The 26,124-nt window shown below is 47.4% G+C and carries 25 protein-coding genes and 1 tRNA gene; 20 read left to right on the top strand and 6 right to left on the bottom strand.

Annotated elements, in window-relative coordinates:
- The first annotated feature begins 1,092 nt into the window (after positions 1-1,092).
- The 14 genes from LRP49_RS11075 to LRP49_RS11010 all read left to right on the top strand — a co-directional run bounded on the left by LRP49_RS11075 (position 1,093) and on the right by LRP49_RS11010 (position 13,392).
- The gene (locus LRP49_RS11075; RefSeq protein WP_274142212.1) at positions 1,093-1,296 is read left to right on the top strand and encodes a Flp family type IVb pilin; all 204 of its coding nucleotides are present in this window, start codon (positions 1,093-1,095) and stop codon (positions 1,294-1,296) included.
- Positions 1,297-1,321: 25 nt separating this feature from the next.
- Positions 1,322-1,753 (top strand): A24 family peptidase, encoded by a 432-nt coding sequence (locus LRP49_RS11070; protein ID WP_274142211.1) that lies wholly within the window; start codon positions 1,322-1,324, stop codon positions 1,751-1,753.
- 38 nt (positions 1,754-1,791) lie between these two features.
- On the top strand, positions 1,792-2,571 hold the full coding sequence (gene cpaB / locus LRP49_RS11065) for a Flp pilus assembly protein CpaB (RefSeq protein ID WP_274142210.1): 780 nt from the start codon (positions 1,792-1,794) through the stop codon (positions 2,569-2,571).
- Between the two features lie 10 nt (positions 2,572-2,581).
- Positions 2,582-3,937 (top strand): type II and III secretion system protein family protein, encoded by a 1,356-nt coding sequence (locus tag LRP49_RS11060; protein ID WP_274142208.1) that lies wholly within the window; start codon positions 2,582-2,584, stop codon positions 3,935-3,937.
- Positions 3,934-4,473 carry a hypothetical protein gene (locus LRP49_RS11055; protein ID WP_274142206.1) on the top strand — a complete coding sequence of 180 codons (540 nt, stop codon included), beginning with the start codon at positions 3,934-3,936 and terminating at the stop codon, positions 4,471-4,473. The genes LRP49_RS11060 and LRP49_RS11055 overlap by 4 nt, the downstream gene beginning before the upstream one ends.
- Positions 4,474-4,483: 10 nt before the next feature.
- Positions 4,484-5,743: a CpaE/TadZ family protein gene (locus LRP49_RS11050; RefSeq protein ID WP_274142204.1), complete on the top strand. Its 1,260-nt coding sequence runs from the start codon at positions 4,484-4,486 to the stop codon at positions 5,741-5,743.
- Positions 5,744-5,746: 3 nt separating this feature from the next.
- Positions 5,747-7,024, top strand: coding sequence for a TadA family conjugal transfer-associated ATPase (locus LRP49_RS11045; RefSeq protein WP_274142203.1), 1,278 nt, complete (start codon positions 5,747-5,749; stop codon positions 7,022-7,024).
- Positions 7,021-7,947, top strand: a complete 927-nt coding sequence (locus tag LRP49_RS11040; protein ID WP_274142201.1) for a type II secretion system F family protein — start codon at positions 7,021-7,023, stop codon at positions 7,945-7,947. The genes LRP49_RS11045 and LRP49_RS11040 overlap by 4 nt, the downstream gene beginning before the upstream one ends.
- A gap of 20 nt (positions 7,948-7,967) precedes the next feature.
- Positions 7,968-8,822: a type II secretion system F family protein gene (locus LRP49_RS11035; protein WP_274142199.1), complete on the top strand. Its 855-nt coding sequence runs from the start codon at positions 7,968-7,970 to the stop codon at positions 8,820-8,822.
- A complete protein-coding gene (locus LRP49_RS11030) occupies positions 8,819-10,273 on the top strand; it encodes an AMIN domain-containing protein (protein WP_274142197.1) in 1,455 nt (484 codons plus the stop codon). Before LRP49_RS11035 ends, LRP49_RS11030 begins: the two co-directional genes overlap by 4 nt.
- A 79-nt stretch (positions 10,274-10,352) precedes the next feature.
- On the top strand, positions 10,353-10,787 hold the full coding sequence (locus tag LRP49_RS11025) for a pilus assembly protein (RefSeq protein ID WP_274142195.1): 435 nt from the start codon (positions 10,353-10,355) through the stop codon (positions 10,785-10,787).
- Positions 10,768-11,322: a tight adherence pilus pseudopilin TadF gene (gene tadF, locus LRP49_RS11020; RefSeq protein WP_274142194.1), complete on the top strand. Its 555-nt coding sequence runs from the start codon at positions 10,768-10,770 to the stop codon at positions 11,320-11,322. Before LRP49_RS11025 ends, tadF begins: the two co-directional genes overlap by 20 nt.
- An 18-nt stretch (positions 11,323-11,340) precedes the next feature.
- Positions 11,341-12,699 (top strand): TadE/TadG family type IV pilus assembly protein, encoded by a 1,359-nt coding sequence (locus LRP49_RS11015; RefSeq protein WP_274142229.1) that lies wholly within the window; start codon positions 11,341-11,343, stop codon positions 12,697-12,699.
- Between the two features lie 18 nt (positions 12,700-12,717).
- Positions 12,718-13,392, top strand: a complete 675-nt coding sequence (locus LRP49_RS11010) for an OmpA family protein (RefSeq protein WP_274142192.1) — start codon at positions 12,718-12,720, stop codon at positions 13,390-13,392.
- Positions 13,393-13,508: 116 nt separating this feature from the next.
- On the opposite strand, the gene LRP49_RS11005 is transcribed toward LRP49_RS11010, so the two are convergent.
- A tRNA-Leu gene (locus tag LRP49_RS11005) sits at positions 13,509-13,594 on the bottom strand.
- 183 nt (positions 13,595-13,777) lie between these two features.
- Between LRP49_RS11005 and LRP49_RS11000 the strand changes: the two genes are divergently transcribed.
- A complete protein-coding gene (locus tag LRP49_RS11000) occupies positions 13,778-14,254 on the top strand; it encodes an RDD family protein (RefSeq protein WP_274142190.1) in 477 nt (158 codons plus the stop codon).
- A 68-nt stretch (positions 14,255-14,322) separates the two neighbouring features.
- Here LRP49_RS11000 and lptG read toward each other — a convergent pair whose 3' ends face one another.
- Entirely contained in the window at positions 14,323-15,396 is a 1,074-nt protein-coding gene (gene lptG, locus LRP49_RS10995; RefSeq protein WP_274142189.1) for an LPS export ABC transporter permease LptG, read from the bottom strand.
- Positions 15,396-16,496 carry an LPS export ABC transporter permease LptF gene (lptF, locus tag LRP49_RS10990; RefSeq protein WP_274142187.1) on the bottom strand — a complete coding sequence of 367 codons (1,101 nt, stop codon included), beginning with the start codon at positions 16,494-16,496 and terminating at the stop codon, positions 15,396-15,398. The genes lptG and lptF overlap by 1 nt, the downstream gene beginning before the upstream one ends.
- Before the next feature lie 194 nt (positions 16,497-16,690).
- Between lptF and pepA the strand changes: the two genes are divergently transcribed.
- The 4 genes from pepA (at position 16,691) to LRP49_RS10970 (ending at position 22,231) form a co-directional block, all read left to right on the top strand.
- Positions 16,691-18,199, top strand: coding sequence for a leucyl aminopeptidase (pepA, locus tag LRP49_RS10985; protein WP_274142186.1), 1,509 nt, complete (start codon positions 16,691-16,693; stop codon positions 18,197-18,199).
- Positions 18,200-18,326: 127 nt separating this feature from the next.
- On the top strand, positions 18,327-18,782 hold the full coding sequence (locus LRP49_RS10980) for a DNA polymerase III subunit chi (RefSeq protein ID WP_274142185.1): 456 nt from the start codon (positions 18,327-18,329) through the stop codon (positions 18,780-18,782).
- A 15-nt stretch (positions 18,783-18,797) separates the two neighbouring features.
- Complete coding sequence (locus LRP49_RS10975) at positions 18,798-21,656, top strand: valine--tRNA ligase (RefSeq protein ID WP_274142184.1); 2,859 nt, start codon at positions 18,798-18,800, stop codon at positions 21,654-21,656.
- Positions 21,657-21,826: 170 nt separating this feature from the next.
- Entirely contained in the window at positions 21,827-22,231 is a 405-nt protein-coding gene (locus LRP49_RS10970; protein ID WP_274142183.1) for a DUF2061 domain-containing protein, read from the top strand.
- Positions 22,232-22,283: 52 nt separating this feature from the next.
- On the opposite strand, the gene LRP49_RS10965 is transcribed toward LRP49_RS10970, so the two are convergent.
- Both LRP49_RS10965 and LRP49_RS10960 read right to left on the bottom strand, forming a co-directional pair.
- Complete coding sequence (locus tag LRP49_RS10965) at positions 22,284-23,288, bottom strand: M48 family metallopeptidase (RefSeq protein ID WP_274142181.1); 1,005 nt, start codon at positions 23,286-23,288, stop codon at positions 22,284-22,286.
- Positions 23,288-24,466, bottom strand: coding sequence for a YjgN family protein (locus LRP49_RS10960; RefSeq protein WP_274142180.1), 1,179 nt, complete (start codon positions 24,464-24,466; stop codon positions 23,288-23,290). Before LRP49_RS10960 ends, LRP49_RS10965 begins: the two co-directional genes overlap by 1 nt.
- 176 nt (positions 24,467-24,642) lie before the next feature.
- Here LRP49_RS10960 and LRP49_RS10955 point away from each other — a divergent pair, with 176 nt between their 5' ends.
- Positions 24,643-25,551: a bifunctional helix-turn-helix transcriptional regulator/GNAT family N-acetyltransferase gene (locus LRP49_RS10955; protein ID WP_274142179.1), complete on the top strand. Its 909-nt coding sequence runs from the start codon at positions 24,643-24,645 to the stop codon at positions 25,549-25,551.
- 43 nt (positions 25,552-25,594) lie between these two features.
- Here LRP49_RS10955 and rraB read toward each other — a convergent pair whose 3' ends face one another.
- A complete protein-coding gene (gene rraB, locus LRP49_RS10950) occupies positions 25,595-25,999 on the bottom strand; it encodes a ribonuclease E inhibitor RraB (protein ID WP_274142178.1) in 405 nt (134 codons plus the stop codon).
- Between the last annotated feature and the right edge of the window lie 125 nt (positions 26,000-26,124).

Below are 26,124 nucleotides of genomic sequence, written 5' to 3'. Positions count from 1 at the left end.
TTGTCTATCAAGTACGAGTGCCCACACAGATTGCATAGGTCAAATTGTTAAAGAACGTTGACTCCGTTGCTGGCTTAACTCGCCGTGCCCCGTGTCGATGTGGCGCAGTATAGGGACTTCAGAAAATGTCGCAAGTGCTTTTTTGAAAAAAGTCACACTTTTACGCTCAAGCGATTAAATATCGAACGAAACGTCCATTTTGGTACATATTTTAATCTCAAACTTACGTATAAAGGCCCCTTTTCATACCTGAAGCACGCCCAACGCCCTCACTCAATGCCGAGAATAAGCTATAAGAGAAAAACAGCCTCTCTATATAAAGGTACTATAAAGGTACTTTTTGCTCGTTTGTGCTTAGTCAGTAAGATTTCCTCTATAGCTATAGAAGGAGCGATTGAAGCTGCACCTATCGTTACCAAGATATCTCTGCCTACCCACACACTACCTAGTCGCCTCAATCTAATCTCATCAACGTATCTCTTAACATTTAGCATTGCATTTCCACACTCTATATATAGATATAAATAAATCCGTAACCTCAAAACAAAACCTCGAACAGATAACCAGAGCAAATCGACGCCGTGCACCTCAAACATTAGAGCTTGCATTGAATTACTATAAGCACTTACGCGTGCCCATAAAGCAATACTCAAGATACAGATAAATAGACTAACCGTATTCATAAACAATGAATGCGAGGACAAAAAACAACCAGTGTAAAATAAATTTCAAGAAAAATATTTGTGACAAATTTCAAAATATCAGAAAGACTATTTAAATTCTCATGTAAATTATAATTTCGACGAGAAAACTAGGTTCATATACATATACGTGACACACATCAAATTATAACCCAATTCATATTCAACCAAGCAATTATAAACATCCACAAGTATAAACCAAAAATGACTCAAATTTAATTATCTGTCTCATGTCTAATAATCGAGTTTGTTGTGCAAGCAGTGGATTAATTGAATTATGAGTTATATCTTAATTAACAACTTTGGTTTTCAAGTGTATTTTTTATTTTAAATAAGCTTTAGAAAAATCCTGAGTTAAGCATTCACAAACAATATAAAACGGAGTTTCTCTATGATGCTTTCAAACTTTGTTAAGGCATTCGTCCGTGACGAACGTGGCGTGACAGCAATTGAATACGCAATCATCGGCGTCGCAATTTCTGCCATTTTAATGGCCGTGTTTGCAAATAACGGTACGTTAGGAGGCGCATTAGACGGTGCGATGACATTTATATCAACCCAGATCACCAGTGCTCAAACCGGTCCTGGTACCTAAGAGAACGTTTCCGCTACGTAAACACATGTTTGTCGTAGAGACACTACTCGCAACCAGTTCGGCCGCAGTATTAATATCTGATGTTTGCACGAGAAAGATAAGTAACAAGTTAAGTGCATTAGTACTGATTTCTTGCTTACTTCTAAGTTTTACAAATGAAAACATCTCTCTTCATTTTGCACAAAGTGCAATGGTATTTGCAGTCGGACTGGTGCTTTTTAGTGCAGGCATTATTGGTGCCGGGGATATCAAGGTTCTGTGTTGCTACTCGTTAATAATCGACAACCAATACTGGCTACTATCAATCGTCATTATTGGTTTTCTAGGTGGCATAACGGCTTTGGTCATATTAATTAAAATTAAGATCATTGATAGCTATAAAAATGAAGGAGTGCCATACGGTTTGCCCATCGTCATAACAAGCCTGTTTTTCATACATCTAAGCACAATTATTTAGATATGTTGTTTTAAGAAAAGAGTGCATTAAGCAAACAGATGAGCCAGAGACTATTTTTTTTCATTGCTGTATTAACAATCATTATTGGTCTACTCGGGTTAACCGGCGTATTCACATTCAATCAAACTACGGTTGAAGATACATCTACTCCTACCTTTCAGGTTGCTCAGCTACAATCCCCCATGAAAAAAGGCGAATTGCTCAAAAGAAATAATGTCCGGTATTTTAATGTCAGCGAACAAGAAGCCTTGGAAAAAGGCATCACTCACAATACCACACTAAAAATTGTATCCGGCACAATTGCGACTCAAGATCTCTCAAATACGGTGTTTTTGTCTCAGAGCGATTTTATCACCCCGAACGACAAGGGCTACATTGAAGCCGCGATAAAAACAGGCATGACACCCTATTCATTTCGCTTAAAAAGCCGAGACTTTCTTGGCTCTGGTGTTGCCGTTGGCGATTACATTGATGTGCTTGTTTTAACGTCAGACGAACAGAATATCGGCGAGACGGGTCGCGTAAGTGCTATCCAATCTTTTCGAACATTATCCGTTTCCCCATTACTTCACAGAGTAAAGATCCTTGCCATAGAAGAGGAAGATGACTCTCGTGATTTGAGCCTCCCCATCACCATAGAGCTCGCGCGCGAACAGATTGGCAAAATGGTCATAGCTCGGCGTATCGGCGTCATCGAAGTCATCAAATCTCTAAACCAATCTGAGACAGGTGCTGGTTTAAATGCTGATACCCATGATGTTCTCCCTAACTTCAAATCTGTGACTGAAATTCGTGGTCAGAACAAGGCTTATAACTAGGGAGTAAGGAATGCAGACTATTCGGATTTATCCCATCATTTTCATCATATTGCTAATTACTAGTTCATTGCCCGTTCTAGCCGCCAGCATTTTGAACCTAGGAACTGGTGATGCACGCTCTCTGCACTTCGACACCACCATTGGCACGATTTTCATTGCCGACCCTGAAATCGCCGACTATCAAGTCATTGATAACAATCGCTTGGTGGTTTTTGGGCGCAATATAGGCACCACCACACTGATTGTGTTTAGTGAAAACAGCCAAACTCTCATTGAGAAAAAAATAGTGGTAAACAAAAGCCTGATCAGCGTTGAACAATTGATTTCTTCCCAATATCCCGATGCTGACGTGTCCGTGCTCAATCTTGGCGATCGTGTCGTGCTGGCAGGAACGGTCCCGACACAAAAAGAAAAAGACGAAATCTACGCCATTGCCGGGGAATTACTGAGTAAAGAGCAGAATGAAAAAGCCACCACTCTGGTATCTCTTAATACCAACACGCCAGATAAAACCATCGGCTTTCTCGCGCATAAAACGTTTGAGGGCCTGGTTAATAACTTAGAAGTGGCAATCACAAAGCAAGTAAATGTAAAACTCACCATTGCCGAAGTGAACAGCTCTCTTGTCAATGAGCTTGGTATCCAATGGGGAACCGTTTTTGAAAATAGCTTCAACAATGGGCAATTCTTCCGCGCAATAACAGGGTTAAACGGAAGTGCAACTAACGTCGCAACCTACCTGTCAGCCATCAACGACGATCGTATCGGTCAGGTACTTTCTGAGCCTAACCTTTCGGTCATTTCTGGCGAGACCGCGAGTTTTCTCGTTGGTGGTGAAGTCCCCATTTCTTACTTAACTGACGATGGCTATGTCATTGAGTACAAAACATTCGGGATTGGCTTGGAGCTCGCAGCTAAAGTACAGCGAGATGACAAAATCATGTTGACCCTGTTTCCATCCGTTAGCTCTGTCGATGAACAGTTTGGAGATACAGCCCTTGATGTCCCCGCATTTCGCGTACGTCGAGCGCAAACGACCATTGAACTCGGTGATGGCGATAGCTTTGTCTTAGCCGGACTTCTTAGTACCGAAGATCAAGAATCGCTGTCCAAAATCCCCTTTATTGCTGACGTCCCTATCTTGGGAGCCCTATTTCGTCACTCTTCCACCATACGCAGAAAAACCGAATTGGTCATTGTCGCTACGGTATCGTTGGTTGCCCCAATTACATCAGCAAATATCACCTTGCCCAGCATACGGCGCACATCCACGTTATCGCGTTTCTTCGGTGTCGACTTAGATGCTTCCCCTGATATGGCGCAGTGGCAAACGGAAATTTTGTCGACAGGAGGGTTTAAGAAATGAAGCGAATAAAAGGAACTCAAGGAGTGTTACTCCTTTCCCTCATGTTGTTGTTTGGGTGCGAAAGTGCAAACCATGCAACGGCGGTGCAGGGAGGAGATCTTACTGTAACACCTGTTTCTTATACCTTCTCCGTCACAATGAAGAACAAAACATACAGCATCGCGAAGAAAGAGCTATTCGCCTACTTGGAAGCAAACAAAGACACGCTTCTTGTTTATGGAGCTGAGATTGCTTGGTCAGGCAAAAAGGGACAGGTTTTAGCCCAAAATGCCTCGAAATGGCTAATAAGTGCGGGTTCCCCGCGTGGACTAGTGACGAAGGACGTCAATCCATCGCTAATCGGCAATGCAGTTTCAATTACGACGACCGTTTATCAAGTCCAAACTCGCCCTTGTAACCTGCGAGTTCTTGGTAACTATCACTCTGGCGATGATGGGTGTTATTCCGACAACATCCGTTGGCAAGCCATGCTACACCCGAACAGAAAGCTATCAGGGCAAGTGAAAACCACTCTTTTGACTCCGCAAGAGCAATAAAGGCTGCACCATGATTTTTGATGAATTACTGAAAAAAGAATCGACACATGAAAGCAGTAACCTCGGTAATCAGACCGGTATCAAGGTGATTCAGTTCTATCAAACAGACCAACATAAATCATTGGTTGAAGAAACGTTTCGATTTATTGGCGAGAGTGCCCCCTCTGCGGAGAAATACACATTCAGCGACGTAGCAAAGCAAGTGGAGGCACTTCGCGCGCAAGTGGCCATCATTGAACTGACCCATTGTGAGGACACGCTAGAAGAGTGTCGTCGGTTATCAGAAAGACTCCCCAACACCTTATCAGTACTTATTCTGGGCAGTACAGATTCGATCTCTTTGGTACGCGAACTGAAAGCCTTTGGTTTCTATTACCTGTTATGGCCGATAACAAAAGTGGAACTCGGAGAGTTCATTGAAGGGGTTTTCGAACAACATGAAGCCGCTAACTTCAAACACCGTCGCCGCGCAAAACGGATAGGCGTAATCGGATCGCGCGGTGGTATAGGTGTCTCCATGATCACCGCCGAATTGGGTTGGCAATTAGCCAATGATAAGCAAGCGAGTTGTGTCGTTGTCGACAATAACTACTTATCCGGAAACCTCGATATATTCTTGGGTGTCAAAAACCGCGAAAAACGCAAACTAAATGCCGCAGAGTCTGGTGGGCAAATAGACGAGTCTGCCGCCAAAGCTTTGGTGACGAGAATCAATCACAGACTAGAGTATCTTGCTCTGGGGCTAACCACTGAAACCTCAACCGACTTTTATGACATCAATAATGCCGTTGTAAATAACCTCTGTCGTGACGCGAACTTCATTGTTGATGATCTCTCGGCATCAATTAGCTTTGATCTCAGACCCAGCGTATTAATGAAGCAACTGGATGTTGCTGTTGTGGTGATGGACCCCACCATTTCTTGCTTGCGCGAAACAGCGGCATTGCTAAATAGCATCAAAAAGCACATTGAAGAAAATGAGCTGCGTAAAACTGTGCGAGTGGTATTGGTACTGAACAAACACAGAATGTCCCGATTTCAAAGCGTCACCGAAGCTGAAATAACCAAGTACCTTAACGCCCCTATTGATGTCGTTTTACCTTATGAAATCACGGCAGAAGAAGCACTGGTCAGCGGTAACATGCTCAGCAGTGGAAAAACCAAACTTGGTGGTCAGTTACGTAGCCTTTGCTCACTGATTGTCGGTGAAGTCGTAACCCCGAACCGCGTGAAGAGCTTTCTTCCTTTTTTGCGTAAGAAGGACGTGTAACTCATGCATCCATCTCGCGAGCTATATCTTTCATTCAGAACCCGCATTTTTGACGCAATTGATGCAGAGGCGGTCTCTTCGCTCAACAAAGAAGAGCTCAAAAGCCAGCTGTCTCAAGCCATCGCTTTGTTGATAGAGCAAGACAAAGCTGCGGTTTCCGTCTCTCTTCGCAATGAGTTCGTCAACATGCTGTATGACGAACTACGTGGGCTCGGCCCCATTCAGAGCTTAATGGAAGATGATGCCATCTCCGACATCATGGTCAATGGACCAAATAACGTTTTTATTGAACGACAAGGGCTAGTTGAAAAATCTCACATCACCTTCATGGATGAATTGCAGTTAATCAATGTCGCCAAGCGCATCGCGTCACGCGTTGGTCGACGGGTTGATGATTCGATTCCTTTGTGTGATGCCCGATTGGAAGACGGCAGTCGCGTAAACATTGTTTTACCCCCCATCGCCATAGACGGCGCATCGATCTCTATTCGTAAATTTAAAAAACAAAGCATCAATTTTGGCGATCTGATTGAGTTTGGGGCTGTCAGTCCAGAGGTCGCCAAACTCATGATCATCGCGTCACGATGCCGCCTAAATGTGGTGATCTCTGGCGGTACCGGGTCGGGTAAAACCACCATGATGAATGCGCTCTCGCAATACATCTCTGAGAATGAACGCATAGTGACAATTGAAGATGCGGCAGAACTTAGGCTTCAACAGCCCCACGTCGTCAGACTTGAAACGCGGACCGCGGGTATTGAAGGCACCGGTGAGGTAAACCAACGGCAATTGGTTATCAACGCACTGCGTATGCGTCCAGACCGCATCATTATCGGCGAGTGTCGTGGGGCAGAAACGTTTGAAATGCTTCAAGCAATGAACACTGGGCACGATGGTTCAATGACCACCCTCCACGCGAATAGCCCTCGAGATGCCATCTCACGTATCGAAAGCATGGTCATGATGGCCACATCCTCACTGCCGCTGGAGGCCATTCGTCGCACGGTTGTCAGTGCTGTCGACATCATCATCCAAATCAGCCGACTACACGATGGTAGCCGTAAGGTGATGAGCATTTGCGAAATAGTCGGCATGGAAGGTGAAGGGGTTGTCATGGAAGAGATTTTCCGCTTTGAGCACCAAGGGTTTTCCAGTAAAGGACGCATCCTTGGCCAGTTCATTACCTCAGGCTTAATGGATCGCTCCGCGTTGTTTGAAAAAGCACGCTACTTTGGCTTAGAAAACGAATTGAAGAGTATCTTTAGCGGGATTAGATCATGATTGAGAAGCTGTTTTTTATCGCCCTCATCGTTGTCGGCTTGTACATCATGAGAAGACAAGCCGTACTGGCTGAGCGGCGTGAAAGTATGCTCAGGGAAAACAACCCGCTGCCTGAAACCAAACTCATCGAAAACCGAGCGGTTGACATGGAAGCCCTGTCAAAAACCACGCTCTCACAACGTTTGTCTCGATTACTTCGCAATATTTACTATGATCTTGGCGAATACGCGATTATCAAAGTGCTTGCGTTCTATACCGTGTCTACCTTCATTGGCGAATTTGTTTTCGTCACGGTTTTAGGCTTTAGCTCTCAAGTTTCGCTTCTACTGACATTCCCAATATTTACCTTCATGGGTATCCGCTACCTCGACTATCGCACACAAAAAACGTTTGAAGATAACTTCCCGGACGCGCTTAACATGATCGCAAGTTCGGTTTCCGCGGGTGAAAGTCTACTTCACGCCATTCAATATGTGGGGAAGTCACTGAATAACATCGTTGGACGCGAATTTAAATCCATGGGCGAGCGACTCAATCTTGGAGAAACAACCGAGTCAGTGTTCGCTCGCGCCTGCCAACGTTTTCCAACCCCCACATTCCAGTTCTTCGTTATCGCCATGCGTGTCAACGTGAACCGTGGAGGCCAATTACGCCGAGTCATCACCAATCTGAACCGAGTGCTGTTTGATGCGCGCAGTATTGAAATGAAGAAAAAGGCACTGACCGCTGAAGCGCGTCTTTCTTCTTACATCATCTGTGCCATTCCCTTTTTCTTCCTTTTTGTCGTGCTCCGTTTTATCGCGCCGGACAATTACGACTTCGTCATGCACGACCCCCGTGGTCGGTACCTGCTTTATTACACGCTGGCCAGTGAGGCCATTGGTATCGGTATCGTCACTGGCTTGATGAAGAGTGTGAAATAATGGTGGGCGTGTATACCTTCATGTTTATTATTTTAATCGCGTTAGGGGCGGCATCCTTACTGACGATCATTTTTGGAAACCTGAAGCGTAAAAACAGCATTGAACAAGCACTGAGCATTACACAGGAAGAACGCCCTTCCCCTTTTGCAGAGTTGTCTCGGGTGATCGCCTCTATTTTTGCCGCCAGCAGCAATGACATTGAAGAGAAGTTTATAGGCGCGGGCTTTTACAACACCTCAATGGCTCCGTACTTTTTCCTTATTAAGTACACCTGCTTTTTTGTTGGTGCAGCCATTATCTTGCTGACCGGTGATTTGCCCTTTACCGAAGCCATATTGAGTAAAATTGTCTGGCTCGCAGGCTTAGCACTGGTGGTTGTTATTGGTCCCGACCTCTACCTTGAAATGCGCCGACGCGCATTAGCCATCAAAATAACGCGTAAGCTTCCCTATCTTCTGGATTTGATGGCCACTTGTGTTCAAACAGGTATGACTATCGAATCTACCCTGTTTTATCTCACCTCTGAAATGGCCTCATTCGATCATCATCTCGCTTATATGCTTAGGCGGCTCAGCCATCGTGCAAAAACCGTCGGCCTCGATCAGGCGCTGCAAGACCTATACGAACGTGTGCCTGCACCTGAAATGCACAGCTTTGTCATGACGCTAAGCCAGAGCATGCAACACGGCACGTCGGTTTACGACATTTTAACCACACTCTCGAACGACATTCGAAAAATCCAGCTCCTCGCACTGGAAGAAAAAGCGGGAAAGCTTTCATCAAAGATGTCGGTACCCATGATTGTTTTCATCATGCTGCCCGTTGTCGTGCTTATCGTCGCCCCCGGAGTAATGAGGATGCTTGATAACTTATGAAATCGTTATTTACCGCCACACTTATGCTGGCACTCAGCGCATGCTCCTCCTCCGGCGTAATCGAAGAATACGCGGGCGAAAAGGGCGATCAACTTCTTATCCAGACTGGCAACTATGCCGCATTGGTTAAACGCTACAAGGAACAGGTAAATAAAGACCCGTCACCTGAACGGCGATTTAAGCTCGCCAACGCGATTTATCTGTCAGGCGATCCGGAGTCAGCGCAATTCCAGTTAGCCCTCATTCCTATAAATGCACTTAAAAACGCGGATTTAGAGATGCTGCGGGCAAATGTGCTTTTCGATCTTGATAAGCTCAATTCTGCAGAGCAACACGTCAACGCAACGCTTCGCTTGAATGATGAATATGCTGAAGCATACAACTTAAAAGGTATGCTACTCGCGCAGCGTGGTGAGCTAAAACAAGCCAAGGCCGCGTTCCAACAGGCAAGGTTGAATGGCTTTGACGACGATGTGGTAAAAAATAATTTGGCGATGATTGCCATGCTGCAAGGTGATTTTGACTTGGCCGCTGACATACTGCTTCCTCTCGTCCAAAACGGACGGGCTGACAGCACGGTGGAAGCCAACCTTCTTCTCGCACTGGCAAAATCCGGGCGCTCGCGAGCATTCAGTCAACTTCTTGGAGGGCAAAGCCAAGACACTTTAAGAAGCAAATACATCAGCCTGAATAACGTTGAGGCCAATAGCCACTTTTCTCAGACTGTGCCTAATGTGTCGAACAATACGCAAAGCCAGCAAAAAGCCATCGCCAAAATTGACGCCATTCTTTCTCGTGTGCCTGCGAAAAGTGAAACCAAGCCTACCCCAACCAGCAAGCCTGAAGTATTGGCAAGTACTACAGACCAACAACCGTTAATAGAAGAAAAAGCACCAGAAATAGCCGTCGTCAAAGAGGCAAAAGAAACCCAAGAACTAACCAACGCAAAACCGCCGTTGAGCACTGACAACAACACAGAAAAAACACCCATTGTCACAGACCCCATTACACTTGCTCGCCAACGCGTGCAAGCCGCGAAAGAGGCCAAAGCCAAGCAACAGCTCGCGTTAAAAGACGCGAAAGAAGCAAAGCAAAAAGCGAAACAAGCGGCCAAGCCTGCGAAGAAAAAACGCTCCCGTTACCTGATCACAGACATGCGCTATCAACCTACCGATGGTGCGAATGAGTACGTTGCAACCTCTGATTTCAAGCTCGGTCACGTGCGCACAGAGTATTTGGAAAAAAGAAAAAAGTGGGTATTTGATATCAAAGGCGCGAAAGACTTTACCACCAAGCGTAAGCGTTATTTGCAAACGGGGCCGGCGAAGGCCATCGAACTCGGAGAGCATAAAAACTTTGTCAGAATCGTCTTAGAAATGCGGGAAAACACGACGCAAAAACCGGACATACAGGTTGATGGCAACACATTAACGATTCGATGGGGGGCATAGCATCGCCATGTTTCGCTTACGCCCTTTTCAAAGAAGAAATAACACGCCATCAAGACAGGCTCCACATCGCGAAAGTGGCATGGTCACACTCGAGTTTGCGTTCGGCTTTATCGTGATGTTCTATTCCCTTATGTTTTGGGTAGAGCTTTGCATCATCGGCTTTCTATCCTCTGTCGTGGACTATGCCATCTCTGAATCTTCCCGCGCTGCTCGGTCGTCGTCAAACGCCAACTATTCCACGATTTTCTATACCGCGATAAATAACAGCAGTGACTTTTGGACCAAAGTTATCGACCCAAGCAGGTTCTCAGTTTCCGTTGAGTACTACAGCTCCTTCGCTGATGCAGGCTCGCCCCCTGGTTCTGCCGTTGGCGTCGATAAACCGATTGCGCTTTACCAAGTTAGCTACCAGTACGACCCTATGTTCACACTGTTTTTCGATCGCGATACGTTAGATTTATCTCGCGAAGTCTTTGCCATTCAGGAATTTGAACGTGACCAATTTAGCCAATAAACAGCGTGGGGTTTTTAGTATTGAGCTCGCCATGATTTTGGTTGGCTTTAGTCTCATTATCGTCTTCACCATGGACGTTGTGACTAAACAATCGGTCAAAGGAAAACTCGATCGTCTCTCCTATTCGGTCGTCAGCCTATTGAAGGAACGCACGCAGCTTTTCGACGGGGAAGAGAGGATGACAAATGGTGAAGCTGCCGCCGCCTTGGCCTTGGTATCAAACTCGCTTACCGCCACCATGAATAGCTTTGAAGCAAGCCGTGTTGGAATTCTTATCGAACAGCAACGATTTAACAGCGAGCAACAAGCTATTCCTTCTGTGAACGGGGTAAACATCTATAAAGTCGGTGAATACGATTGTGAGCCGGTGGCGCGCTTAAGCACCAAAGCCGAGCTTTCACCCGTCACCAATTTTGGCAATAGGCTCTCCCTCTACCAAGTCACCTTGTGCTATCAAACTGACAACCTGTTTGGCTCATTGATTGGCAAATCTTGGGAGCTTGCACGCTCCACATCCATTTCAATTGGCCGATAGGAGCAAATCACCGTGGCAATGAATTACTCCAAACAACGCGGCGTCGCTAGCATCATATTTGTACTGGTTTTCCCTCTCCTGTTCAGTGTGTTTGCCATCGCAATTGAATCAACGCGATACCTTCAAACACATGCCCGCATCGGAGATGGTGTAGAAATGGCGTCACTCGCTGTCGCCGCAAATGCCTCAACCTCAACCTATGAAAACCAACTGCTGGCAAAGCGCTTTGTCGATAACTATGCCCCCGACGGTGACATCGACCCCTCTGATATTCAGATTGAGCGAAAAAGCTGTGATGAAATCTACGAAGAGCAATGTGGTGAAGCTGGCGTCTATGACCGGGATGGCTTGATCTTCACCCAGTACAAAGTCACGCTAAGCTCAGATTTTACGAGCTGGTTCCCTGAAGATGGCTACCATCTTGGGTACGACGAAACCATGACGCTCGGTGGCGATGCCACTGCACGTAAATATCAAGGGTTCACTGTGGATGTCGCCTTTGTCGCCGACTTCTCCGGGTCAATGGCTGCCCGATGGATTGAGAATGATAACAACGACGATAACGATGAATTTGCCAACGTAAACGCCAAATATGAAGGCGTGATTGAGGTCATTAAACGCGTCACAGAAAGGCTTGAAGACTACAACAATTCAACCGAGCAAGAAGTGGGGGGCGAAGCACTCGCTAACCGTGCGGCATTTATCGGTTACAACATGTACCCGCATGATGACAATTCCTTTTACAGTAACGTGGCCTATTACAACAACGCCGCTTCTAGAACGTGGGAGTGGTACTACAATATCCCCAACATCAATTTTGCCTCAACGGCCAGCAATCCGCTCACGACACCGGTCACCCAAATTACAGGCAGGTACTATTACCGTGGTTACAGTGACGACTCTTACTTTCGTACCTTGCCATTGACCGACAACTTCGCGACATTTCGATCCACGATTGACAATTTTGTTCCAGACTACGGTACTGCGTCTTATGAGGGGATCATTGAAGCGGCCAAAATCGTGTCGCAAGGACAGAATGTCCGTAAGCTCATCATTGTATTGTCAGACGGTGTCGACTCTCGAAATCGCAATAACCCAAGCGATAACCGCTATCCAGGCTATGCCGCAGAGCAGCTCTATAACCGCGGCCTCTGCGAAAACATCATTACTGCATTAGAAAATCAGACGGTTAATGGTCGAAATGTTGAAGCGCGACTCTTTGTCATCGGCTTTGACTACAACATCGACGACAACCCTGGGCTTAAAACCTGTGCAGGTGCAGAAAACATTCAATCAGCCAGTTCGTACTCAGATATCTACGAAACCGTTCTTGAGCTTATCAGTGAAGAAGTCGGGCGACTGTACTTTGGCAGCTAACGATTTATTGGAGACCTTATGAAACCGACACGTTCACTTTGTGCATTGTTCATACCGCTATGTTTAGCAAGTGCACCAACCATCGCAGGCACCATTTCAACGGTTGCCTTTGAAGATATCTGTGCCGACAAGAACACGGAAGTGGTTTTCCGTGTAGACGTTGGGCAATCTACAGAGGTATTTTTCCACAAATCACAATACATCCAACTTGAACGCCCTTTGGATACGCACCCCACGACTCCCCTATTTATAGATGCTCTCGTCAATGCAGGTCTAAGTAAAAACTGCGCCGAATTACTGGTGCGAGAAACACCTTCCGTCGATATGAGAAAAGACCGGCTTTTGGCCAGCGTACATTTTGGTTTTGATAAATCCTCATTAACCCCAACGGGCAAGAAAATCCTATCCGGTATCATTGATGCGATAAAACGCGGTTCAGCACCACTCTCTCTTTCTGGTCATACCGACAGCGTCGGAAGCCACACCTATAACCTGACACTCGGTCTTCAACGCGCAGAAGCGGTTAAGGCCTATTTGGTGGAAGCGGGCTCAGGAGACACAAAGATAAACACGGTATCGCGGGGAGAAACCAACCCTGTAGCAACCAATAAAACAGCGGCAGGTCGTGCAGAAAATCGAAGAGTTGAAGTGGCCAATAAACCCACAGCCGCGAAACTTAAGATAACGCCGTGATATTGGGTAAGGTCTATTTGCTGTTATTGCAACTAGATATGCAGATAGTGATGGATTTTACTGACACGCAGATACAACAAAGCCCCAATCTTTCGATTGAGGCTTTGTCATGAAATTGGTGCCCGGGGCCGGACTTGAACCGGCACAGTTATTCACCGGCGGATTTTGAATCCGCTGCGTCTACCAATTTCGCCACCCGGGCAAGTGAGGCTGATTATACGCAAGCCGAACTACAGCGCAAGCCTATAATTCACAAAAAGTGTTTAACCGTTTCTTTTTTCACCAACTCGATGCGATAACACGCAATTTGCAGCACTTTTCCCCATACATAAAGCCAGACAACACTGGTAGACTAGACACATTACTCATTATTAGGACAAAAATAATGTCTCAAACTTCAGCCCAATTCAGTGTCCCAAAGGGAGCAGGATTCCTCCGCCGCATGGGTGCTTGGCTTTATGACTTTATGGTGCTGGTCGCCGTCGAGATGCTTGCTATCGGTTTGGTCGTGGGTGGCTTTGCCATCGCCATTCAATTTGGCTTTTCTATCGAAGGCTATGCGGATGTCAGCCAATACCTCACCAGTAACCCAACAGTAAGCCCTATCTTTACGGTTTATGTGTTTGCTATCGCTGCAGGCTTTTATGCTTACTTCTGGACACGTGCGGGCCAAACCGTCGGTATGAAGGCATGGAAACTCAAGTTGGTCAGCGAATTTGGTGGTAACGTGACCTATACGCAATCACTGATCCGCATGGCGACATCTTGTTTAGGTCTTGGCAACCTTCTGGCGTTGTTTGATAGAAACAACCGCGCCTTTCAAGATCACTTCTCAAACAGCCAAGTCGTTAAAATAGACTGAACCGAATAACAAAGAAGGGAGCCGATAGGCTCCCTTCTTTTTATTAATACTTGCCATTTTAGACGCTATTACAACTTCCGGTTTAGCAGGTAAAGCGTGATCCCGATAAAGGCCAAACTCGGTGCGATGGCCCCAAAGAACGGGGGCAGTTGGTATACCAAGGTGATCGGCCCGAACACTTCGTTCGAAATGTAAAAGCCAAAACCAAATATCACACCAGACAACACGCGCGCACCCATGGTTACTGAGCGCAGCGGCCCGAACACGAAGCTCAAAGCCAACAGCATCATGACACCTATAGAAAGCGGTTGAAGTACTTTACGCCACAACGCCAACTCGTAACGCGACGCGTCTTGCTCCGAGGCTTTCAAGTACTCGACGTAACTGTATACCCCCGTTAACGAGAGTTCTTCAGGTTTCACCGTGACGATGGAAAGCTTCTCTGGCGTTAACGTGGATTGCCAAGCAAGCTCAGGCTCCTTGGTTTCAGTAATTTTCACTGGCCCGTCAAAGTGTGTGACAGTAACGTCTTTCAGCATCCAGCTATCTTTATTTAGATACTCGCCTTTCTCTGCGAATACCATGGCTTCAAGCTCTTGCTTATCATCAAACTTCCAGATGTTTACGCCTGTCAGAGACTCTTGCTGATCGGTGCGCGCAATATAGATGAAATCGTTGCCGTCTTTCGCCCAAACGCCCCGGCGCACAGACATGACGCTACCGCCAGATTTCGCATAAGCACGAAGCTCTCTTGCTTCACGCTGAGCATCGGGCGCGCCCCATTGTCCCAACGCCAACACAATCAGCATCAGCGGCATCGCTGTTTTCAGAACCGACAATCCGATATCTAACTTGGAAAAGCCTGCCGCCTGCATAACCACAAGTTCAGAACTTGACGCAAGCGTTCCCAGACCAATCAACGCACCTAGCAACACCGCCATTGGGAAGAACATTTCGATATCACGCGGCATGCTCAGCAATACATATTGCAGTGCAGTGACCATGGTGAATGTGCCCTCGCCCACAGAGCGAAGCTGTTCAACAAACTTGATGATGGCAGACAAGCCCACCAGAGTTGCTAAACACAGGGTCGTCGTGGCGATGATGGTCCGCCCAATGTATAAATCGAGAATTTTAAACATTAGGCCGTTCCCCGCAGTCGGTATCGGAATTTACGTACAGGCATGCTATCCCAACTCAGAAGGCCAACCGCCAACAGCAACGCTGCAACGTTCACACTCCAAAGGCCAATTTCTGGCGGCAGTGTGCCCTCCTCGACGGCAGACTTAGCGGCACTAATAGCCAAGAAGTACGCCAGATAGATGAGTACTGCCGGAAACAACTTAGCAAATCGCCCTTGGCGAGGATTAACCGAAGACAGAGGGACGACAATCATGGTCATCAACGGAATACACAATACCAATGCAATACGCCATTGAAGCTCAGCCTGCGCTTGTGGTGCTGTTTGACCAATCAAGTCTGGCGTAGGCATTGCGTCCCAGTCACGGGTCTTCTGACGGACCTCGCGCTGTCCAATCAGCACCTGATAATTTTCATACTCTGTAATGGTGTAATCTAACCGCGTCGGTATACCCTCGTAACGCGTGCCTTCATTCAAATCCAACACTTGTCGGCCATCTGGCAGTTCGGACACATAGCCTTTTTCTGCAACCACCACATTCGGACGCATGGTGCCACGAGGAACAGGTTGCGCGATAAAGACTTTATGCAAGTCTTTCCCATCACCCGTAATATTGTTGATGTACACCACCGCCTGACCATCCGGTGTGGTTTGGATTTGGCCTTGCATCAACAGTTCAAGCCCGGTATCGGCCTCCAACTGCTCCATGACTTTAATTTCTTTATTATTTGCCCACGGCGTCAACCACAGCGAGTTGAATGCAGCAACAGCACCAGTGATCAATGCAAGATAGAGTGCAGCCCTTATCAGGAACTTGTTCCCGATACCTGTTGCATTCATGACGGTGATTTCACTTTCGGCATACAAACGGCCAAAAGTGATCAATATGCCAATGTACAAACTCAATGGCAGCATCAGCATTGCCATCGATGGCATATACAAACCAACCAGTGTTAACACATCACTGCCCGGAATTGAGCCATCTGTTGCACTGGTTAGCACGCGAATGAATTTTTGGCTAAAAAAGACCAGAAATAGAACAAACAGCACCGCAAGTTGCGTTTTGACTGTTTCTCGGATCAAATACCGAACAATAATCACGGCGTTTTACCTTTAGAAAACTTGTTTTTTTACTCGAATCGCTATAGTTTTTCGGTAAATCAGTTGTTTTTTTATCTTTCGGCCAAGTGTTGACCTGCTTCTATTCGATTTACGTCGAACACGGTTTCGAGTTCCAATAAAGCGGGCATTATCTAACATTTAGCCTCACTTGTCTTTAGGATGTAGGAGTACGCATGGAGTTCAGTGTAAAAAGCGGGAGTCCCGAGAAGCAACGCAGTGCATGTATCGTCGTTGGCGTGTTTGAACCACGCCGCCTGTCTCCGGTAGCGGAACAGCTCGATAAAATCAGTGACGGCTACATCAGTAGCTTACTGCGTCGTGGTGACCTCGAAGGCAAACCTGGCCAGATGCTGCTATTGCATCACGTACCTAATGTACTGTCTGAGCGCGTACTGCTTGTCGGCTGCGGCAAGGAACGTGAACTTGGCGAACGCCAGTATAAAGAAATCATCAAAAATACCATCAATACCCTGAACGAAACCGGTTCAATGGAAGCTGTTTGCTTCCTGACAGAGCTTCACGTTAAAGGCCGCGATACCTACTGGAAGGTTCGTCAGGCTGTTGAAAGCACCAAAGATACCCTCTATACCTTCAACCAGTTCAAGAGCGTAAAACCAGAAACGCGCCGTCCACTGCGCAAATTGGTATTTAACGTACCGACACGCCGTGAGCTGAACTTGGGTGAGCGTGCGATCGCACACGGTCTGGCAGTGGCATCAGGCGTTCGTGCCTGTAAAGACCTTGGCAATATGCCGCCAAACGTGGCAAACCCAGCCTACCTAGCTTCTCAAGCACGCCGTCTGGCGGATGACTTTGAGCGAGTCAGCACCAAGATCATTGGTGAACAAGAGATGAAAGAGCTGGGCATGACCTCGTATCTTGCGGTCGGTCAGGGTTCGAAAAACGAATCCTTTATGTCCATCATGGAATACAAAGGTCACCCAGATCCGAACGCGAAGCCTATCGTACTGGTTGGTAAAGGTCTGACGTTTGATGCTGGCGGTATCTCACTGAAACCTGCAGCTAACATGGACGAAATGAAGTACGACATGTGTGGTGCAGCGTCAGTATTTGGTGCAATGAAAGCACTGGCGAAGCTGGACTTACCAATCAATGTTGTCGGCGTACTGGCTGGCTGTGAAAACATGCCTGATGGCAACGCATACCGTCCAGGTGACATCGTGACCACCATGTCAGGCCAAACTGTTGAAGTACTGAATACTGATGCAGAAGGCCGTCTGGTTCTGTGTGATGCACTGACTTACGTTGAACGTTACGAACCTGAGTGCGTTATCGACGTAGCTACCCTGACTGGCGCATGTATTGTGGCACTGAGCCACCACATCAGCGGCCTGCTGTCTAACCACAACCCACTGGCACACGAGATCGTGAATGCGTCAGAGCAAGCCGGTGACCGTGCTTGGCGTCTGCCAATGACTGAAGAGTACCAAGAGCAGCTTAAGAGCCCGTTTGCTGATATGGCAAACATCGGTGGCCCTGGCGGCGGTACCATTACTGCAGGTTGTTTCCTGTCTCGCTTTGCTAAGAAGTACAACTGGGCACACCTTGATGTGGCAGGTACCTCTTTCCAAGGCGGTGCAAACAAAGGGGCAACCGGTCGTCCCGTCCCATTGCTGGTCCAGTTCTTATTGAACCGTTCTGGCCTTGAGGTTGCAGAGTAAAACCTGCATAAGAAGAAAGGAGGCCAAGGCCTCCTTTTTTTATCTCTGGCTTATAAAAAGCAGTAGCTTTTAGCAACAACACAACGCACACTGAGCCGGTTAAATTATCATCTTTTCGGAAACTACCATGGCACTGGCCACCTTCTACATTCTGGATGAAAAGCACGCCGAACCTCAGCAGCAAATGCTGGAAAAGGTTTGCTCGCTTGCAGACCAGTATTGTCAGCAAGGCATGAAAGTGTTTATTACCGCTGACAGCAAATCACAGGCAGAAGCCATTGATGAGCAACTTTGGCAACGTTCACCCGACCATTTTGTTCCGCACAATCTTATTGGTGAAGGGCCGCGTGGTGGTACCCAAGTGGAAATTGGTTGGCCAGGTGTTCGTCCTGCTGGACACCGAAATGTACTAATTAACTTGGCTGAGGAAGCAGCAATTTTTGCGCCTTCCTTTGCACAAGTGGTAGACTTCGTGCCTTGCGAAGAAACTCTCAAGCAACAGGCTCGAGAACGCTACAAAATTTACCGCATGGCGGGGCGCCAAATGCGCACCCTTGCCGTTGAAGAATCATCCGTTATTTGATCCATCAAGAGCGCTATGGAAAAGACATACAACCCAACATCAATTGAAAAGGCGCTGTACCAGCGCTGGGAAGAGGCTGGTTACTTCAAGCCTCACGGTGACACATCTAAAGATGCGTACAGCATCATGATTCCACCACCCAACGTCACCGGTAGCCTGCACATGGGCCATGCGTTCCAAGACACCATCATGGATACCCTGATCCGTTGCGAACGCATGAAAGGCAAAAACACCTTGTGGCAGGTTGGTACTGACCACGCAGGTATCGCAACGCAAATGGTTGTTGAGCGCAAGATCGCGGCTGAAGAAGGCAAAACCAAGCACGATTACGGCCGTGAAGCATTCATCGACAAAATCTGGGAATGGAAAGGCGAATCAGGTGGCACCATCACCAAACAGCTTCGCCGCCTAGGTGCATCTGTTGACTGGGATCGTGAGCGCTTCACCATGGACGACGGCTTCTACGCTGCAGTTCAAGAAGTGTTTGTTCGCCTTTATGAAGACGACCTGATCTATCGCGGTAAGCGTCTGGTTAACTGGGATCCGAAACTGCACACTGCAATTTCTGATCTGGAAGTTGAAAACAAAGACACCAAAGGCCACATGTGGCATTTCCGCTACCCATTAGCGGATGGCATGAAAACCGCTGACGGTAAAGATTACATTGTTGTTGCAACCACGCGTCCTGAAACCATGCTGGGCGATACCGGTGTTGCAGTAAACCCAGAAGATCCACGCTATAAAGATCTGATCGGTAAAGACATCATCCTGCCAATCGTTGACCGTCGCATTCCAATCGTAGGCGACGAACACGCAGACATGGAGAAAGGCACAGGTTGTGTGAAGATCACCCCTGCGCACGACTTCAACGACTACGAAGTTGGTAAGCGTCACCAGCTACCTATGATCAACATCCTGACCTTCAATGCTGACATCCGTGATGCGGCAGAAGTGTTCACCACTAACGGTGAAGCAAGCGATGTATACAGCAGCGACCTGCCAGAAAAATACCATGGCATGGAGCGTTTTGCTGCGCGTAAAGCGATCGTAGCTGAGTTCGAAGAACTGGGTCTGCTGGACGAAATCAAAGACCACGACCTGACCGTTCCTTACGGCGACCGTGGCGGTGTGGTTATCGAGCCAATGCTGACTGACCAATGGTATGTTCGCACTGCAACACTGGCACAGCCTGCGGTTGAAGCAGTAGAAAACGGCGACATCCAATTCGTACCTAAGCAATACGAAAACATGTACTTCTCTTGGATGCGTGACATTCAAGACTGGTGTATCTCTCGTCAGCTGTGGTGGGGTCACCGCATCCCTGCATGGTACGACAACGACGGCAACGTATACGTTGGTCGTAACGAAGACGAAGTACGTGAGAAGAACGGTCTGGCTCCTGTTGTTGTTCTTCGTCAGGACGACGACGTACTGGATACTTGGTTCTCTTCAGCACTGTGGACCTTCGGTACACTGGGATGGCCACAAGAAACACCAGAACTGAAAACCTTCCACCCGACTGATGTGTTGGTGACAGGTTTCGACATCATCTTCTTCTGGGTTGCTCGCATGATCATGATGACCATGCACTTCTGTAAAGATGAAAACGGTAAGGCACAAGTACCGTTCAAGACTGTTTACGTTACTGGCCTTATCCGCGACGAAAACGGCGACAAGATGTCGAAGTCTAAAGGTAACGTCCTTGACCCAATCGACATGATCGACGGTATCGATCTAGAGTCACTCGTTGAGAAGCGTTGTGGCAACATGATGCAGCCTCAATTGGCCGCGAAGATCGAGAAAAATACGCGCAAGACCTTCGAAAACGGCATTGATGCATACGGCACAGACGCACTGCGTTTCACTCTGGCTGCGATGGCATCCACTGGTCGTGACATCAACTGGGACATGAAGCGTCTTGAGGGTTACCGTAACTTCTGTAACAAGCTATGGAACGCAAGCCGTTACGTGCTGATGAACGCAGAAGATCAAGATTGTGGTATGAACGGCGGCGAGATGGAATTCTCTCTGGCTGATAAGTGGATCGAATCTCAGTTCCAACTGGCAGCAAAAGAGTTCAACGCGCACATCGACAACTACCGTCTGGATATGGCTTCGAACACCCTGTACGAGTTCATCTGGAACCAATTCTGTGACTGGTACCTAGAGCTGACAAAACCTGTTCTGTGGAAAGGCACTGAAGCACAACAGCGCGCGACACGTCACACACTGATCACTGTGCTTGAGAAGACACTGCGTCTTGCTCACCCAGTACTGCCATACATCACCGAATCTATCTGGCAGAGCGTGAAGCCGCTAGTAGCAGGTGTAGAAGGCGATACCATCATGCTGCAAGCATTGCCACAGTACGACGAAGCACAGTTCGATGAAGGTGCGTTAGCGGATATCGAGTGGGTGAAATCATTCATCACTTCTATCCGTAACTTGCGTGCAGAATACGACATCGCGCCAAGCAAGCCGATGGACGTGATGCTGAAAGCAGCTGACAAGAATGACGCTGCACGTGTTGAAGCGAGCAAGCAAGTGCTGATGTCTCTGGCGAAACTGGAAGGCATTCGCATTCTGAAATCAGGCGAAGAAACCCCAGCGTGCGCAACCGCACTAGTGGGCAAATCTACGCTGATGATCCCGATGGCAGGTCTAATCGACAAAGATGCTGAACTGGCACGTCTGGACAAAGAAATCGCTAAAAACCAAGGCGAAATCAAGCGTATCGAAGGCAAACTGAACAACCAAGGCTTTGTTGCGAAAGCACCTGAAGCGGTTGTTGCTGCAGAGCGCGCGAAGCTAGACGGCTACGCAGAAGCACTGACCAAGCTGGAAGAACAAAAAGCGACAATCGCTGCACTGTAATTCCTGCTAAGTAACATCAAAGAAAAGGCTGACGAGAAATCGTCGGCCTTTTTCTTTTGCCTGCCCCAAACCCACTCAATTAGTTTTACCTATCAAATTAATAACAACAATCGAATTCAGCAATTGATAATCATTCGCAATAATATGCTTATCCAATAGAGGGACATATTATGAAAAAGACCATGAGTTTTGCTGTGATTCACTTTACCGTTGCATTTACTGTCGCATACGCACTTACTGGCGACATTCTGCTGGGTAGCCTGATCGCCATGGTAGAACCCATGGTTAATACGGTCGCGTTTTACTTCCATGAGAAAGCATGGGACAGCAAGTTGCTGAAGCGCACCACTAGCATGAACCCGGCACGTAAAACTGCAAGTTTCGCCGTCGTTCACTTCAGCGTTGCATTTGGTGTCGCGTATCTGCTGACGGGTGATATCTTGATTGGTAGCGTAATGGCAATGATTGAGCCTTGTATCAACACCATGGCTTACTACTTCCATGAGCGTGTATGGCAGAAAAAAGAAGACTTCAGCATCATGGCATGCAACCACAACCACGCTGTAGCCGCATAACGTTGAAAAGAAAAAGGGCAGCCTAGGCTACCCTTTTTAATGGTCTAAAAACCTACTCTGGTTGATACTGCGCTGCTGCCTCTATACGACGATCGGTATCTGGGTGTGAGCTTAACCACTCCACGATCCCAACACGGGCACTTTCTGACTGCATTAAGCGAAACATTTCCGCTTGTGATTCTGTCGTGCCATATTGCTCATACAGGTATTTAGCTGCAAACGCATCAGACTCTTCTTCCGCTTCTCTCGAATACCCCGAAGACACTAAGAGCACGCCAAAGCCCGTCAGCAAATCTATCACTCCAGTGCTCTCTCCGGTAACCAACGCCACGGTCACTGACAGCATGGTAGAACGGACAAGTGCCGTCATGACATGTTGGTGATACACATGTCCAAGCTCATGAAGAATAATACTTTCCAATTGCTCATCGGTTTCTGCCAACTCGACCAATGGGTCAAGCAGCACCACAGTGCCATCACTGAATGCAAATGCATTGGGTCCTTTGGGCCAATTTCGGAACTTTAGCTTGGGCGCAATCGGCATTGGCGGCATACGCGCAACCACGCGCTCAAACTGGTTCGTGATACTTGCCTTTCGATCTTCTGGCAACTCTGATGCCGTAAACATGCCATTGTCCAGCTGTTCCAGCACATGTTCTCCTACCATCTCAGGCACCTGCTGGGGTAGCGAGGTCGCGATCCCTTGGCTGATAGCTGGAATACCCACCCAGATAAACAAGGCAACAATAAGTACAGAAGCGGCTACACTGCTCAGTATCACGCTAAGATTGGTTTCGAGCTTAGTTAGCCAACTCTTCGACGGCACATAGAAACAATAGGGAAGCTCTGTTTCTTTGTGAGGAATGAATAACTCTCCAGTTGGAAAGCGCAGTTGTAACGGCAACCGTCCAATCCTGTCGGATAAAGAAACGTCGTCAATACTGGCCTCAATCGATTGATCCCCCACATGCAGCACTGCCTTGCTCTCACCCACGATGGAAAGGGTTGCTGCATGTTTTGCGGAATCTCCAGCCAGATACGCAATACCCTCTGTCATCAGCCTAACCCAATATCCAGATCGAAGGCTTGAGACACTTCATCACCGATCGCTGATTTCATGCTGTCATCATCATCAAATGCACGTAATGCATCAAGATCGCCATAAACCGTTGTCACTGAGAGTAAATATTTCGCTGTTCTCACTTTCACCCAAGGTCTGGCAAACCCAAGCGTAAAGACCTGCATCAGAAAGTTCGTCACTATCAGCATGGTGTAAGAGGCCGTATTCATGGTCGACCCTAAACGGTAATCACCAGACTCCCCCACCATCATTAGCCCAAAAACATAATTCCGCACTCGACACGCAATAAAGGAGCTGACGATTAAGATCGCAACAAAGAACATGCCATAGATGAAGAGAAAAAAGGTCACCATTCCAAAGAGGCTTGCCAGATGCTCAAAGCTTATCGTGTCGAGGGATAAAGAATTTAAAAGCTCGAGTTTTGTAGGGTCCATAAATGACTCGGCGAGCCCAATCATCAGAAACATTATTGCCACAAAACCTACCATGCAGAGCACATATATCAGGATTGCCCAAAGATAGGTGCGAACAAAGTAGCCGATTCTCAGCGCAGCACTGAACGTCAATTTTCCGTAGCCATGCCCATTGGCAAAGTAGCTCGAGATCCCCATCATCATCCAGCAAAAAAGCAGAAAGACCACTATCGCGCCACCAAGGCCAATCACAAACCCTGCACCACCAATACCAGGTGCCGACGAGAGCATCACGCTGGTGACGATGGCAAGAAATACCAGAAGTCCCCTGCCTAGCATGACACCATAAGCACCCAGTAGCGTCCCTGTGAAGTTCAACCGAACATTGCGATAGCTGCTCATTTTCGCGTTAAATCGCGCATTGTTCCGAACCACCCAAGGCATTAGCAGTAAACCAATCACAAAAAGAACAGAAGAGAAAAGTGGATAGAAGTGACCGACTGCAAACCAGATGACAAACGCCGTTACTGCGATGATACGGCCGATTAGAATTTGTTTTGGGGTGGCATGGTATTCAAAGCGGTCACCCGCAAGCTCCGTATTGCCATAAAAATACTTTTTAGTCCGCACTTTTGCCCACGCGGAATAAATGCCAAGTGTTAGTATGCTCAGCACGACATTGACAATCCAAATACCAAAATACTCACGGCCTGAGCCATGAAAAATCATTTTGTTTTCCATTACCTTCCCTCTGCCAACCTTGTTTCGGCTTCCTTTCGCCCATATTATCTTTTTTAGTGCTCTCACACAGTTCAGCAATACACAACTGCGAAGTGCCCCTCCATTCACAACGTATCTCTTTCAGGTAGGTTGTAGTGACACATTCTCAATACACTGGATGTAAAAAGGACTAAACAATGGCAGCAGGCCCAGTCGAAATTCGCCAACTCGTTAGACAGCTACTCCGTCATAGAGGGCTACTCGACAACATCTATGGCACGACAAACCTAACCACCGTCCAATGCCATGTGCTGATTGAATTGGAGCACGCTCCCCTGTCAGCATCCGAGCTTGCTACTCGTCTTAATATTGACGTTGCCAACGCCAACCGGACGCTCGCTATTTTGATTAATAACGACAACGTGCAGTCACACGCCTCACCAGAAAGTGCCCAACCCACCTACGCGCTTTCCGATACTGGCCGAACACGTTTACGTGAACACCACCAAGGCATTAACCAGCAAATCGCTCGTTATTTGGAGCAACTCGATAGCGATGAGATAGAAACCCTGTCTCGTTCATTGCACCGCTACAACCGCGCTATGTCTCAAAGTGAGCTGCAAAACGGATACACCGTGAGACCTCTTGAACCCGCAGACAACGCCGCTATTGCAACGGTCATCCGTAAGGTATCTGCTGAGTATGGTTTGACGGCAGATAAAGGCTACAGCGTGTCCGACCCAACGCTCGATGTATTAAGTGAAAGCTACAAAGCCGACAATGCCGCCTATTGGGTGATTGAGAAAGACGGAAAAATCTGGGGAGGCGGAGGTATCGCACCTCTCGCAGGAGAGGACAACGTATGCGAATTGCAAAAGATGTATATCCGACCTGAACTGCGTGGCAAAGGGTTTGCACGAAGACTCGCAGCAACAGCAATGAAATTCGCCCGAGAGAAAGGGTACACAGCCTGCTATTTAGAAACCACAGCCTGCTTGAAAGAAGCCATCTCCTTGTATGAATCGATCGGTTTTCAGCACCTCGACGCCCCGCTGGGCGATACCGGTCACTGTGATTGCGAAGTCACCATGTTAAAACGCTTTTAACACAGGCACAAAAAAGCCGGCAACTGCCGGCTTTTTCACGAAATTAGTCTTCGCCTTCTTCGTCGAAGTCACCTTCTTCTTCGTCGTCATCTTCATCTGACTCGAAGTACGTGCCCCAACCGTCGTAATCGATTTTGTGTTTTTCAGCCAGTGCTACCAGCTTCTCCACTTGCTCATCGATACGCTCAGCTTCCAATGCTGACTCCATGACTGCGTCAAAACAAATAACGGTGCTGCCATCTTCCAGCTCCAGCTCTTCTGCTTCCAGCACTTCGAAGCCTAGCTTAAACGCTTCAACAGCTGCGCCTTCCAGTTCCTCAAAGCTGTCTGCAGACAGGTGATGCTCAATGGTGTAAAGCGCATCAGGATCACTACCATCATCCAGCAATGCAGCAATGATTTCGCGGGTATCCGCTTTTTGTTCTTCAATAATGTCAGCGTAAGACATTGGAAAACTCCAGACCGAATTAAGACGGGGGCACTATCGCACGGATCTGCGTGTATTACCACGCCGAATTCACGCAAAAAACACCCATTCTCAGCATTCTGGCATCAGCAAGAAGACACACAGAA

The sequence above is a fragment of the Enterovibrio qingdaonensis genome, assembly GCF_028683135.1.
Taxonomy (GTDB): Bacteria; Pseudomonadota; Gammaproteobacteria; order Enterobacterales; family Vibrionaceae; genus Enterovibrio; species Enterovibrio qingdaonensis.
Note: the sequence above shows the minus strand (reverse complement) of the source record. Positions and strands in the feature narration are given on the sequence as shown.